Below are 13,522 nucleotides of genomic sequence, written 5' to 3' on the forward strand. Positions count from 1 at the left end.
TCTCCAGGGCGTTGCAGACTGGGCACATGTCCTCGGCAGAAGATCCCGGCTCCCGGTCCGGCGGCTCCGGCGCCCGCGGGCGGGGCGGTCCGCTGGGCCGCTTCTCGGGACCCACGCGCGCCTGGTTCGAGCGTGCGTTTCCCGCCGGTCCCACCCCCGCGCAGACGGGCGCGTGGGAGTCGGTCGCGCGAGGTGAGAACACGCTGGTCGTGGCCCCTACGGGGTCGGGGAAGACGCTGTCGGCGTTCCTGTGGGCGCTGGACGGCCTGGCGTCGCGTCCGGTGCCCGAGGAGCGGGTGCGGCGCTGCCGGGTGCTCTACGTCTCGCCGCTGAAGGCGCTCGCCGCCGACATCGAGCGCAACCTGCGGGCGCCGCTGTCGGGCATCCGGCGCGAATCCGTGTCGGCCGGCCTCGGGGCGCCCGACGTGTCGGTCGCGATGCGCACCGGCGACACCCCCGCCGACCAGCGGCGCAAACTCGCCTCGGCGCCGCCCGACATCCTGATCACCACGCCCGAGTCGCTGTTTCTGGTGCTGACCTCGCAGGCGCGCGCCGGCCTGGCGGGGGTCGAGACGGTGATCGTCGACGAGGTCCACGCCCTGGCGGGCACGAAGCGGGGCGCGCACCTGGCGCTGAGCCTGGAGCGGCTGGACGCGATGCTCGGCGCGCCGGCGCAGCGGATCGGGCTGTCGGCGACGGTGCGGCCGCCGGAGGAGGTCGCGGCGTTCCTCGGCGGGCCGCGCCCCGCCTCGGTGGTGGCGGCGGCGGAGGCTCCGTCGCTGGACGTGCGGATCGTGGTGCCCGTCGAGGACATGACCGAGTTGGAGGCGGCGGTGCCGTCGGCGCGCGCCGACGACCGGGCGTCGAAGGCGCGGACCTCGATCTGGCCGCATGTCGAGGAGCGGGTGCTGGACCTGGTCGAGGAGCACCGCTCCTCGATCGTGTTCTGCAACTCGCGGCGGGTGGCCGAGCGGCTGTGCGCGCGGTTGAACGAGCTGGCCGACGAGCGCCGGGCGCCGGGCGGCGGCGCCGGCGGGGGTCCGGCCGGCGCTTCGGGGGCGGCGGGTCCGCCCGGTGCGCCTTCCCTCGCACCGGGCGGCCGGCCGAACGGGCGGGCGCGCCTGTCGCCGGCCGAGGTGATGGCCGAGGCGGGCCAGACCTACGGCGCCGAGGCGGGCGTGGTGGCGCGGGCGCACCACGGTTCGGTGTCCAAGGACGAGCGCGCGGTGATCGAGGCGGACCTCAAGGAGGGGCGGCTGCCGTGCGTGGTGGCCACGTCCAGCCTCGAACTGGGCATCGACATGGGCGCGGTGGACCTGGTGGTGCAGGTGGAGTCGCCGCCGTCGGTGGCCGGGGGCCTGCAGCGGGTGGGGCGCGCCGGCCACACGGTGGGCGGGGTCTCGCGCGGGGTGGTGTTCCCGAAGTTCCGCGGCGACCTGCTGGCGGCGTCGGTGGTGGTCGAGCGGATGCGCGCGGGCCGGATCGAGGAGCTGCGGATGCCGCGCAATCCGCTGGACGTGCTGGCGCAGCAGGTCGTGGCCATGGCGGCGATGGACGAGTGGGAGGTGGCGGAGCTGGGTGCGCTGGTGCGGCGTGCGGCCCCGTTCGCGTCGCTGCCGGACTCGGCGCTGTCGGGGGTCTTGGACATGCTGTCGGGGCGCTACCCCTCCGACGAGTTCGCAGAGCTGCGGCCGCGGGTGGTGTGGGACCGCGACGCCGGGGGCGCGGGCTCGGGCGGGACCGTGTCGGGGCGGCCGGGCGCGCAGCGGTTGGCCGTGACCAGCGGCGGGACGATTCCGGATCGGGGCACCTACGCGGTGCACCTGGCCTCCGCGGGGGGCGCGGGGCCCTCGCGGGTGGGCGAGCTGGACGAGGAGATGGTCTACGAGTCGCGGGTGGGCGACGTGTTCGTGCTGGGTGCGAGCGCGTGGCGGATCGAGTCGATCACCGCGGACCGGGTGATGGTGTCGCCGGCACCGGGGCGCCCGGGGCGGCTGCCGTTCTGGAAGGCCGATGCGCTGGGGCGCCCGGCGGAGCTGGGGCGCGCGATCGGCGCGATGACGCGCGAGGTGCGGGGGCTGGAGGAGTCCGCGGCCGTCGAGCGCGCCCGGGGCGCCGGGTTGGACGGGTGGGCGGCGGCCAACCTGGTGGACTATCTGACCGAGCAGGCGGAGTCGACGGGGTGGGTGCCCGACGACCGCACGGTCGTGGTGGAGCGGTTCCGCGACGAGTTGGGCGACTGGCGCGCGGTCGTGCATTCGCCGCTGGGCGCCCGGGTGCATGCGCCGTGGGCGCTGGTGGTGGGCGCGCGGCTGCGCGAGCGCTACGGGATGGACGCGCAGGTGGTGCACGGCGACGACGGGATCGTGGTGCGGCTGCCGGATGTGGAGGAGGCCGGTGCCGCCGGGCGGTCGGGCGGCGGCCTGGTGGAGTCGCTGATGGTGGACCCGGAGGAGGTCGAGGACGCGGTTTCGGCGGAGCTGGGGTCCTCGGCGCTGTTCGCGGCCCGGTTCCGGGAGTGCGCGGCGCGCGCGCTGCTGCTGCCGCGGCGGCGTCCGGGGCGGCGCATGCCGTTGTGGCAGCAGCGGCAGCGTTCGGCGCAGCTGCTGTCGGTGGCGGGCAGGTTCGGGTCGTTTCCGATCGTGTTGGAGGCGGCGCGGGAGTGTCTGCGCGACGTGTTCGACGTGGATTCGCTCGCGTCGCTGATGGCCGATGTGCGTGCGCGGCGGGTCCGGGTGGTCGAGGTCGAGACGCAGCGGGCGTCGCCGTTCGCGCAGTCGCTGCTGATGGGATACACGGCGGCGTTCCTGTACGAGGGCGACGCCCCCGCGGCGGAGTTGCGTGCGCAGGCGCTGACGCTGGACTCGGGGCTGCTGGCGGACCTGCTTGGCCAGGCGGATCTGCGGGAGCTGCTCGACGGGCAGGCGGTGGCCGAGTACGAGGCGTGGTTGCAGCGCCTTGCGCCGGAGCGGCGGGTGGATCCGGCGTGGGGGCGCGAGGGTGCAGCGGACCTCCTGCGGGAGCTGGGGCCGCTGAGCGCCGAGGAGGCGGAGGAGCGCGGCGCCGGCGCGGAGTCGCTGGCGGAGCTGGAGCGTGCGGGGCGCGCTGTTCCGGTTCGTGTGGGCGGTGAGCCGCGGTGGGCGGCGGTGGAGGACGCCGCGCGGCTGCGCGACGGCGCGGGTGTGCGGCTGCCGGAGTGGCTGTCGGAGGCCTCCGGCACCTCGGACGGGGCGTTCGCGGGTGCGGCCGAGGCGTTCGCGGCTCCGGTGGCCGATCCGCTGGGCGACCTGGTGTCGCGGTTCGCGCGCACGCACGGGCCGTTCACGGCTCAGGGGGTGGCCGATCGGTTCGGTGTCGAACGCGAGGCGGCGTTGGAGGTACTGCACCGGCTCGCGGTCGCCGGGCGTGTGGTCGAGGGCGAGTTCCGGCCGGGCGGCCGGGGGACGGAGTGGTGCGAGACGGATGTGCTGCGTGCGTTGCGGCGGCGCTCGGTCGCGCGGCTGCGGCGCGAGGTGGAGCCGGTGCCGCAGCGGGCGCTGGGCCGGTTCGTCCCGGCGTGGCAGCGCGTGGGGCCGGGCCGGCGGTCGGGGGGCGCCGACGGCGTGTTCGCGGCGGTGGAGTCGTTGCGGGGGGCGCCGGTGCCGGCGTCGGCGCTGGAGTCCCTGGTGCTGCCGGCGCGGGTCGAGGGGTATGCGCCGGCGCTGCTGGACGAGCTGACCCATGCCGGCGAGGTGCTGTGGGCGGGCGCGGGGCCGCTGGCGGGCAACGACGGGTGGGTGTGCCTGGTCCCGGCCGACGAGGCGGAGCTGCTGCTGCCGGAGCCGGCGCCGGAGGAGTCCGGGGCGTCGCGGGCGCGGGCGGGTGTGCTGGCGGCGCTGCGTGCGGGCGGCGCGCTGTTCTTCCGGGACGTGGCCGACCGGGTGGTGCGCCCCGAGGGCGCGGCGGCGGTCTCGGATGCGGCGGTGGTGGCGGCGCTGTGGGACCTGGTGTGGTCGGGGCTGGTCGGCAACGACTCGCTGTCGGCGCTGCGCGCGCTGCTCGGGTCCGGGTCCACGGCGCATCGGAGCCGGTCGCGGCGGCCGGTGATGCCGAGCCGGACGGGCCCGCCCACGGCGGCGGGGCGGTGGTGGCTGCTGCCGGAGCGCGAGCCCGATGCCACGCGGCGGCTGGCGGCGGGCACGTCTGCGCTGCTGGACCGCTACGGGGTCGTCACGCGCGGCTCGGTGGTGGCCGAGCAGGTGCGGCGGGGCGACCGCCGTTCGGGCGGGCGCGGCGCGGGCGGTTTCAGCGCGGTGTATCCGGTGCTGCGGGGGTTCGAGGACGCGGGGCGCGCGCGGCGGGGGTACTTCGTCGACGGGTTGGGGGCGGCCCAGTTCGCGCTTCCCGGCGCCGTGGACCGGCTGCGTTCGCTCGGCGGCCAGGAGGCTCCGGCGGGTGCGCGGGACGGCGGCGACCCGCTCGTCCTGGCGGCGGCCGATCCGGCCAACGTCTACGGCGCGGCTCTGCCGTGGCCGCCGGTGGCGGAGTCGGCGGGGCGCCCGGGGCGGAAGGCGGGTGCGCTGGTGGTTCTGGACGGCGGCGCGCCGACGCTGTACCTGGAGCGCGGCGGGCGCTCGGCGCTGACGTTCGGCTCGGGTGCCGGGGACCTGGAGCGTGCGGCGCGTGCGCTGGCCGAGCTGGTGCACGGCGGACGGGTCGCGTCGGTGTCGGTGCAGCGCTGCGACGGCGGCGCGGTGTTCGGGACGCCGTTGGAGACCGCTCTGCTGGGGGCGGGCTTCCACGCCACCCCGAAGGCGCTGCGGCTGCGGCGGTGAACAGGGGGTGGATTCAGGAACCGCCGCGGCAGGCCGTGGTCACGATCCCGTGGAGTGCTTCGAACGCTTGCACTTGCTGCATATGGGATTGCTCATCGGATTGGCCGTACCGCAGTAGTTGCAGTACCACTCGTCGGCGTGGTGCCGTCCCAGCAGGATGTCCTCGTAGAGGACCCATTCCACGCGCAGCTCCATCCGCGAGTTGAACCGCTTGGGGAGCGGCCGCCCGCAGCTCCAGCAGTCGGCGATGAAGTCCCGGTCGGTATTGACCGTCGCCTGGCAGTTAGGGCAGTAGGCGAACCAGAGCAGGGCGTGGCCGTCGTCTCCGGCCGGCACCGCGACCCGCACGCCGTGGAGCGCTCGGCCTCGTTCGACGTTGTCCATAGCCCCAAAGCGCACACTTCACGCTGTCCGGCCACGGTGCGGTTACCGATCCGTTGCATCCGGTGCGCTCGGAGGGAGCGGTCGGGGTCCGGGGCGGTCGGGCCGCCCCGGACCGGCGGCGGTGCAGTGGCGGCCTCCCCGCGTGTCATTCCACGGTGGAGTCGAAGACGTCCTCGCGGGCGTGCTGGAGGGCGGACAGGAGTGCGCCGCGCAGGACGGGCGCCTCGACGCGGCCGACGCTGACCTGGGGTGCGTTGGGTCCGATGCGGGCGGCGGCGTCGGCGACACGGCGGGCGAGGACGTCTCCGCCGCTCTGGGCGACCTCGCCGCCGAGCACGACGAGTCCGGGGTCGAGGACCACGCACACGGCCGCGACGCCGCGGGCGATGCGTTCGGCGAGCTCGTCGAGGAGGCCTTCGCCGGGCGGGCCGGCTTCGGCGGCGGCGGTGAGGACGTCGCCGACGGTCCTGCCGGCGAATCCGTGGGACTCCCCGAGCGCGAGGATCTCCTGGGCGCCGACGAGGGCCTGGAAGCCGTGGGCGATGGTGGGCCGCTCCGCGGTGCGGCGCATGGACTGGTAGCCGCCGGGCAGGCCGACGTCGCCGGGCAGCGGGGCACCGGGGACGGGCAGGTAGCCGATCTCGCCGGCGCCGCCGGTGGTGCCCCAGTGGACGCGGTCGTCGAGCATGATCGCCATGCCGACGCCGCCGCCTCCGCCCAGCCAGATGAGGACGAAGTCGGAGACGTCCTCGCCCGCGCCTTCGGCGTGTTCGGCGAGGGCGGCGAGGTTGACGTCGTTCTCGATTCGGACGACGGGCCCGAGGTCGGTGCGCAGCGCCTGGAAGGCGTCTTCGAGCCAGGTGTGCAGGTCGAAGGAGAAGCGTACGGCTCCCGTGCGGGGGTCGACGACGCCGGGGGTGCCGATGGTGCAGGCGCTGAGCCGGTCCGGGGGGACCTCGCAGGTCTGCAGGAGCCGTTTGACGGCGCGGTTGACCTGGGCGACGGGGTCCGGGGTGTCGCCGGGGTCGAGTGTGAACTCGCCGGTGATCTGGCCGGTGATGTCGGCGAGGGCTCCGGTGACCTCGCCCGCGCGGATGTCCAGCGCCAAGGCGTAGGCGCTGGAGGGCACGACGGCGTAGAGGGCGGCGTTGGGTCCGCGGCCGCCGGCCTGGCTGCCGACGACGTGCACGAGCCGGCGCTCTTCGAGGCGGGCGAGCAGCTGGGAGGCGGTCACCTTGGACAGGCCGGTCTCCTGGCCGAGTTGGGTGCGGGTCAGCGGCCCCGACGCCAGCAGGAGCTCCAGGGCCGCCCGGTCGTTGAGCTGGCGCAGCAGGCGCGGAGTCCCCGGACGTCGAGACATAACCGTGACACTCCGTTCTCTATCCATTAGGAAAGTTTCTTGTTAGTTTAGCGGCCAATCAGCGGAGGCGCCCACCCGGCGCCGTTCGCCTCACCCCTGCCGGGCCCGGCGGTGGGCAGGGCGGTTCTTCCGAACGCACACCCGCTATCCCAGCACACTCGAACCGACGACGAAGCCCGCATCGCGCTTGCAGCCGACCCAGAGGTGGCCGGGGGCGTCCTCTCGACGCAACGTCGCGCGCGGCAACGCGTGAAGGGAGAGACCAGCATGAGATCCCTGAAGACCGCAGCCTTTTCGACAGCGGTGCTCCTGGCCGCGACCGCCTGCGGCGGAGGCGGCTCCGAGGGCGGCGAATCCGAGGCTCCCGACAGCCTGACCGTGTGGGTCATGGGCACGGCCCAGAAGCCCATCGAGAAGTACTTCGACACCGTGGAGCAGCGCTACCAGAAGGACCACCCCGGCACCAAGGTCGAGGTGGAGTTCATCCCCTGGCCCGACGCCCAGCAGTCCATCAACAACGCGCTGGCCGGCGGCGACGCCCCCGACGTGCTGGAGGTCGGCAACGACCAGGTGGCCAACTGGGCCTCCCAGGGCGCGATCATGGACATCACCTCCCGCACGGAGTCCTGGGGCGCGGTGGCCGACATGGACCAGGCGGCCGTCGAGTACGGCACCTACGACGGCTCCCAGTACGGCATCCCCTGGTTCTCCGGGGTGCGCACGCTCTACTACCGCGCCGACTGGCTGAAGGACATCGGCATGGAGCCGCCCCAGACCTGGGACGAGCTGGTCGAGGTCGCCAAGGCGATCGAGAAGGAGAAGGACGTGTCGGGCTTCGCGGCCCCCACCGACTTCACCAACGGCATCGCCAGCTTCATCTGGAGCAACGGCGGCGAGATCGCCGTCCAGCAGGACGGCAAGTGGCAGGGGCGGCTGACCTCCGCCGAGACCCAGGAGGCCATCGAGTTCTACGCCGGGCTGACCTCCGAGGAGAAGATCTCCCCGCAGTCCTACGTCGGCGAGAACGAACTGGTGCCGCTGGCCGACATGGCCAACGGCGAGGTCGGCATGTACATCGACGGCGGCTGGGCGCTGACCTCCATGGAGGAGCAGGCCGAGGACCCGTCGGTGCTGGAGAGCATCGAGGCCGCGCCCATCCCCGGAGCCGACGGCACCGCGCCCGCCTTCGCCGGCGGCTCGGCGCTGACGCTGTTCTCCACCACCGAGCACCCCGACGCGGCCTGGGACCTGCTCACGGTCATGGGCGACAAGAAGGGCGGACAGGGCTACGCCGACGCGGCGGGCTACTTCCCGGCCTACCCCGCGATGCTCGACGACGAGGCCTACCAGTCCGACCCCGTCACCGCGGCCGCCGCCGAGCAGATGAAGAACACCCAGTTCTTCCCGACGACGCCGAACTGGAACTCCGCCGACCAGGACGGCAAGATCCTGCCCGGCGCCGTGCTGGACATCGTCAAGGGCAAGGACCCCGACACCGTCCTGGAACAGGCGAACAAGGAGCTGACCGAGACGCTGAACAAGCCGGTCGCCTGAGTCCCCAGCCCTCGCGGTGATCGCCGGGGCGGCGGTGCCCTCTCCTCCCGCCGCCCCGGACCCGACCTGATTGCGAAGTCCCCATGGCACAGACCGCCGAAGCGGTGCGGGAGCAGACCCCGCCGGAGCCGCCGCCCGCCGGGCCCGGCGGCCCCGGTCCGGGGCGCCGCCGCCGCTTGGTCCCCACGCCCTACCTGCTGATCGCCCCCGCACTCGTCATCCTGGCGCTGGTGCTGGTGTGGCCGGTGGTGCAGATGGTGTGGAACTCCCTGCACTCCTATACGATCCGCCACCTGCTGCCCAACGCGCCCGCGCCGGAGTGGAACGACTTCGCGCACTACCGCCGGCTGCTCAGCGACCCCGAGTTCTGGACCATCCTGCGCAACACCGTGGTCGTGTGCGTGCTGATGGTGGGCGTGACCATGGTGCTGGGCACCCTGGTGGGCATCCTGCTGCACCGGCTGCCGCGCTGGTTCTCGGTGGCGGTCTCCGTGGGGATGATGCTGGCCTGGGCCACCCCCGCGATCAGCGCCTCGCTGGTCTTCCGCTGGCTGTTCCTGCCCGAGCGGGGCCTGGTCAACGTGGCGCTGGACCGGCTGCCGGACTGGCTCGTGGGCGGCGGCTGGCTGAACTACAACTGGTTCCTGGAGCCGGTGTCGCTGTTCAGCGTGCTGATCACGGTGATCGTCTGGCAGTCGTTCCCGTTCATCGCCGTCTCGGTGCTGGCCGGCCTGAAGAGCATCCCGCACGAGCTCTACGAGGCCGCCCGGGTCGACGGCGCCGGCGGCTGGCGCTCGTTCTGGAACGTCACCTTCCCGATGCTGCGCCCGCTGTTCGCGCTGCTGCTGGTGCTGCAGATCATCTGGGACCTGCGGGTGTTCACCCAGCTCTACATCCTGGCCAACAGCTTCCAGAACAAGTCGGTCTACCTGCTCTCGTACTACATCTACCAGCAGGGGTTCTCGGCCAGCCCGGCCAACTACGGCATGGGCTCGGCGATCGCGGTGGTGATGACCGTGATGATCCTGGCCGTCACCGCCTACTACCTGCGCATCATGATCCGCCAGGGGGAGACCCGATGACCGCGACAACCGGGGCGCGCCCAGCGCCCGCCGCCCCGCGCCGCCGGCGCCGCGCCCCCGCCGGGGTGCTGGTGCGCAGGGCCGGCCTGTACGCCGCCGGCGCCGCCGTGTTCCTGTTCTCGGTGTTCCCCGTCTACTGGATGGTGGCCACCGCGTTCAAGCCGGTCGGCGAGATCTTCTCCAAGAACACCCGGCTGTTCCCGGAAACGCTGACGCTGGAGCACTTCGACCGGGTGATCAACGGCCAGCTCATCCCCGGCGTGCGCTTCTGGGAGTTCCTCGCCAACAGCCTGATGGTGACGCTGGGCTCGGTCGCGGCGGGCGCCGTGCTGTCGCTGCTGGCGGCGGTCGCGGTGGCCCGGTTCCGCTTCCGGATGCGCGGGGCCTTCATCATCCTGCTGATGGTCATCCAGATGGTGCCCGCCGAGGCGCTGATCATCTCGATCTTCATCAATTTCCGGCGCTTCCAGGACGCGACCGGCCTGCAGATGCTGGGCAACCTGTCGGGCATCCTCGTGGTCTACACGGCGGTGTCGCTGCCCATCACGATCATGATGCTGCGCGGCTTCGTGGCGGCGGTGCCCAAGGAGCTGGAGGAGGCCGCCGCCATCGACGGCGCCGGACCCTGGACGGTGTTCTGGCGGATCCTCATGCCGCTGGTCGCCCCCGGCCTGGTGGCCGCCAGCATCTTCGCCTTCATCACGGCCTGGAACGAGTTCATCGTCGCGCTGACCTTCCTGGGCCGCAGCACGGAGGAGTACACGCTACCGCTGTCGCTGTCCTACTACTTCGGCCGGTTCGGCACGGAGTGGGGCTCGATCATGGCCGCCTCCACGCTGCTGACCCTGCCCGTGATGGCGTTCTTCCTGTTCGTCCAGCGCCGCATGGTGTCGGGCCTGACCATGGGCGCGGTCAAGGGCTGAGGGCCCTCCACCCACCCGCCCGCCCCGTCCCGTCCCGGGCCGGTGCCGCACCCGCCCGGGCGCGGCACCGGCCGCCGCCGCGCGCCCGCACCGCCGCCCTTTCCTCGTGAACGGAGTCCCCATGCCCGCTGATCCGCGCCTGGACCGCCTCGCCAACGCCACCCTGCTGGTGCCGTTCGAGTCCTACGACGCCCCGACGTGGGTACTCGACGGGCTCGCGGGCGGCATGGCCGGCGTCTGCCTGTTCCACAACAACATCGCCGACACCGAGCAGGTGGCGCGGTTGAACGCGCAGCTGGGCGAGGCCGCCGAAGCGCCGCTGATCTCGCTGGACGAGGAGGGCGGCGACGTGACCCGGATCGGTCAGAGGCGGGGCAGCGGCTACCCCGGCAACGCCGCGCTCGGCGCGGTCGACGACGCCGACCTGACGCGGGCGGTGCACCGCTCGCTGGGGGCGCAGCTGCGCCGGCTGGGCTTCACCATGGACCTGGCGCCCTCGGCCGACGTCAACACGGAGGCGGAGAACCCGGGCATCGGCACGCGCTCCTTCGGCGCCGACGCCGCGCTGGTCTCCCGCCACACCGCGGCCGCGGTGTCCGGACTGCAGGAGGGCGGCGTGGCGGCCTGCGCCAAGCACTTCCCCGGCCACGGCGCCACCCGCCAGGACTCCCACCTGGAGCTGCCGGTCGTGGGCGCCGACCGCGAGCTGCTGTTCGAGCGGGAGCTGAAGCCCTTCCAGGCGGCCATCGAGGCGGGCGTGCGCAGTATCCTCACCGCCCACATCCGCCTGCCCGAGCTGGGGCTGAGCGGCCCGGCGACGCTGGCGCCCAGCGTCGTGAGCGGGCTGCTGCGCACCGAGCTCGGGTTCGACGGCGCGATCGTCACCGACGCGATCGAGATGGAGGGGGTCAGCGCCCGCATCGGCATCCCCGAAGCGGCGGTGCAAGCGCTGATCGCCGGATGCGACCTGCTGTGCCTGGGCCGGTTCGTCTACGCCGACGGAGTGGCCGCCGTCCGCAGAGCCATCACCGAGGCGGTCGCCGAGGGGCGCCTGAGCGCGGAGCGCCTGGAGGAGGCGGCCTGGCGCACGTCGCAGTTGCGGGCCTGGACGGCCGACCGGCCGACGGCCGAGGTGGCCGAGCACATCGGGCTGGACTCGGCGCGGCGGGCGGTGCGGGTCGAGGGCGAGCTGGGCTCGCTGCGCGACCCGGTGGTGGTCGAGATCGACGCGCCGCCGGGCATCGCGGTGGGCGAGGTCCCGTGGGGGCTGTCACCGTGGTTTCCCGGGACCCGGCGGCTGGACGCCGCCGCGGCGGACGCGGCCGAGGTGCTGGAGGCGGCCCGCTCCCGTGACCTGGTGGTGGTCGTGCGCGACGCGCACCGCTATCCCGACACACGGGAGTTCGTCGACGAGCTGTGCCGGCTGCGCCCGGAGCTGGTGGTGGTCGAGATGGGCCTGCCGGCGTGGCGCCCGCGGTGCCGGGCGCACATCAGCACCTACGGCGCGGCGCGGGTCAACGGCCAGAGCGCGGCCGAACTTCTGGGGGCGCCCGCGGGCGCGTCGGTAGGGTGAGAAGGGCGGGGGCGCTCGGCGCCGCCCGCCGGCCGGGCGCCGCCGAGCGCGCTTCGCCGCAGACTCGCGCCTAGGAGAACCACTGATGCAGCTCACCGCCGCTTCCCCGCCACTCCGCGGCCCCGCTGGCGCGCCGAACCCCGCTCCCGCGGCATAATCGCAGCATGCGCCTTTCTGCCCGGGTCGACTACGCATTGCGTGCCGCGGCCGAGCTCGCCGCCGCCAGTGGCGGCCCGGTGACGGCCGAACAGCTGGCGCGTGCCCAGGCCATCCCCGGAAAGTTCTTGGAGAACATCCTGACCCAGCTGCGCCGTGCAGGGCTCGTGCGCAGCCAGCGGGGCCCGGTCGGCGGCTACTGGCTGGCCCGGTCCCCCGCCGACATCTCGCTGGCCGACGTGATCCGCGCGGTCGACGGCCCTCTGGCCAACGTCCGCGGCGAGCGCCCCGAGCACGTCGACTACGACGGTGCGGCGCGCAGCCTCCAGCAGGTGTGGATCGCGCTGCGGGCCAGCGAGCGCTCGATCCTGGAGAGCGTGACGCTGGAGGACGTCTCGACCGGCAGGCTGCCGCCGACGGTGCGCACCCTGTCGGAGGACCCCGACGCCTGGGCCAGCTGAGCGCCCGGGCCTTGAAACGACGGCGCCGGGCCCCGCGTGCGCGCAGGGCCCGGCGCCGCTTCCTCGCCGCAGCGTCAGCGCATGGCCTCGAACATCCAGTGCTGCTGTTCGAGCTCCTCGGACGCGGCGATGAGCTGGTCCTGGCTGACCGGGTCGGCCTCGGCGGTGGCGTCGACGCGCTCGCGGAACCGCGCCACGAGGCCGTTGAGGACGTCGGTGATCAGCGCGATCACCTTGTCGTCCTGCAGATAGCCCGGATCGGCCTGGGGAACCTTGGAGTCGCCGGCGACCTTGGAGGACCGGCCGTCGGGATTGACGCCGATCGCGACGGCGCGCTCGGCCAGCACGTCGGTGTGCTTGCGCGCCACGTCGACGAGCTCGTCGAGCTGGAGGTGGACCGAGCGGAAGGAGCGGCCGGTCACGTTCCAGTGGCACTGCTTGGCCGTCAGCGAGAGGTCGATGAGGTCCACGACCGCGGTCTGCAGCGCCTCGCCGGTGGTCTTGCGGGCGCCGTCGTCCAGCGGTCCGTGAATCTTGGTCATGGCGATCATCCCCCGAAGTGGCGTTCGTTGCCTCCACGGACGCTGCTGCCCTGGGCGCAGGGAGCGGAAACCCGGGTGGGGCCACCGGCGGCGGATACGCGGAAGGCGCCGACCGCGGGTTCGCGGTCGGCGCCTTCGCCGTCTGCTCGCCGTGGGGCCACGGCTGCGGGTTCGGGGTCAGGCGGGCTCAGACGCCCACCATGTCGACGACATCGGGAACACGGTCGGGCACCGAGTCGATGCCGAGGTGGTCGTGGGAGGGGACGGAGTCGGCCGGGACCGATCCGCTGAGGAGCGCGGCCTCCTGCAGCTCGGCGAGAGCGAGCTGGTCGGCGACCTCGCGCAGCACCTGGGAGAGCGGCACGCCCAGGGCCCCGCAGATCGAGGAGAGCAGTTCGGAGGAGGCCTCCTTCTGCCCGCGCTCGACTTCGGAGAGATACCCCAATGACACTCGAGCATCGGCCGACACCTCGCGGAGGGTGCGGCTCTGTCGCTGCCTTAGCCGCCGTAGCACGTCACCAGTCAGGTGACGAAGCAGGACCATCATTCGCGCTCCCTCCCACCGGTAGCGACCTTCATGGAGAACACCGTACCTGCCTCTGGCCCGATCGTCGCACCTCACGGCTTCCTGTTCGCTGCAGGGATAACACGATCTTGGTGACGGTTTGTTCCC

The 13,522-nt window shown here is 73.5% G+C and carries 10 protein-coding genes; 6 read left to right on the plus strand and 4 right to left on the minus strand.

What is annotated here, in order from left to right:
* Positions 1-26: 26 nt before the first annotated feature.
* A complete protein-coding gene (locus tag ABD284_RS02825; RefSeq protein ID WP_344140618.1) occupies positions 27-4,814 on the plus strand; it encodes an ATP-dependent helicase in 4,788 nt (1,595 codons plus the stop codon).
* A 39-nt stretch (positions 4,815-4,853) separates the two neighbouring features.
* Here ABD284_RS02825 and ABD284_RS02830 read toward each other — a convergent pair whose 3' ends face one another.
* Both ABD284_RS02830 and ABD284_RS02835 read right to left on the minus strand, forming a co-directional pair.
* On the minus strand, positions 4,854-5,213 hold the full coding sequence (locus tag ABD284_RS02830) for a hypothetical protein (RefSeq protein WP_344140620.1): 360 nt from the start codon (positions 5,211-5,213) through the stop codon (positions 4,854-4,856).
* A gap of 130 nt (positions 5,214-5,343) precedes the next feature.
* Complete coding sequence (locus tag ABD284_RS02835) at positions 5,344-6,558, minus strand: ROK family transcriptional regulator (RefSeq protein WP_344140622.1); 1,215 nt, start codon at positions 6,556-6,558, stop codon at positions 5,344-5,346.
* 267 nt (positions 6,559-6,825) lie between these two features.
* On the opposite strand from ABD284_RS02835, the gene ABD284_RS02840 reads away from it, so the two are divergent.
* The 5 genes from ABD284_RS02840 (at position 6,826) to ABD284_RS02860 (ending at position 12,307) form a co-directional block, all read left to right on the plus strand.
* The gene (locus ABD284_RS02840; protein ID WP_344140624.1) at positions 6,826-8,112 is read left to right on the plus strand and encodes an extracellular solute-binding protein; all 1,287 of its coding nucleotides are present in this window, start codon (positions 6,826-6,828) and stop codon (positions 8,110-8,112) included.
* Positions 8,113-8,195: 83 nt separating this feature from the next.
* Positions 8,196-9,194 (plus strand): carbohydrate ABC transporter permease, encoded by a 999-nt coding sequence (locus ABD284_RS02845; protein ID WP_344140626.1) that lies wholly within the window; start codon positions 8,196-8,198, stop codon positions 9,192-9,194.
* Positions 9,191-10,117 (plus strand): carbohydrate ABC transporter permease, encoded by a 927-nt coding sequence (locus ABD284_RS02850; protein WP_344140628.1) that lies wholly within the window; start codon positions 9,191-9,193, stop codon positions 10,115-10,117. Before ABD284_RS02845 ends, ABD284_RS02850 begins: the two co-directional genes overlap by 4 nt.
* A gap of 121 nt (positions 10,118-10,238) precedes the next feature.
* A complete protein-coding gene (locus ABD284_RS02855; RefSeq protein ID WP_344140630.1) occupies positions 10,239-11,690 on the plus strand; it encodes a glycoside hydrolase family 3 protein in 1,452 nt (483 codons plus the stop codon).
* Between the two features lie 164 nt (positions 11,691-11,854).
* A complete protein-coding gene (locus ABD284_RS02860) occupies positions 11,855-12,307 on the plus strand; it encodes an RrF2 family transcriptional regulator (RefSeq protein ID WP_155998719.1) in 453 nt (150 codons plus the stop codon).
* A 74-nt stretch (positions 12,308-12,381) separates the two neighbouring features.
* Here ABD284_RS02860 and ABD284_RS02865 read toward each other — a convergent pair whose 3' ends face one another.
* Positions 12,382-12,849 (minus strand): Dps family protein, encoded by a 468-nt coding sequence (locus tag ABD284_RS02865; protein ID WP_344140633.1) that lies wholly within the window; start codon positions 12,847-12,849, stop codon positions 12,382-12,384.
* Positions 12,850-13,036: 187 nt separating this feature from the next.
* Positions 13,037-13,396 carry a helix-turn-helix domain-containing protein gene (locus ABD284_RS02870; RefSeq protein WP_344140635.1) on the minus strand — a complete coding sequence of 120 codons (360 nt, stop codon included), beginning with the start codon at positions 13,394-13,396 and terminating at the stop codon, positions 13,037-13,039.
* Positions 13,397-13,522 lie beyond the last annotated feature (126 nt).

It is taken from the genome of Streptomonospora arabica, assembly GCF_039531585.1.
Lineage (GTDB): Bacteria > Actinomycetota > Actinomycetes > Streptosporangiales > Streptosporangiaceae > Streptomonospora > Streptomonospora halophila.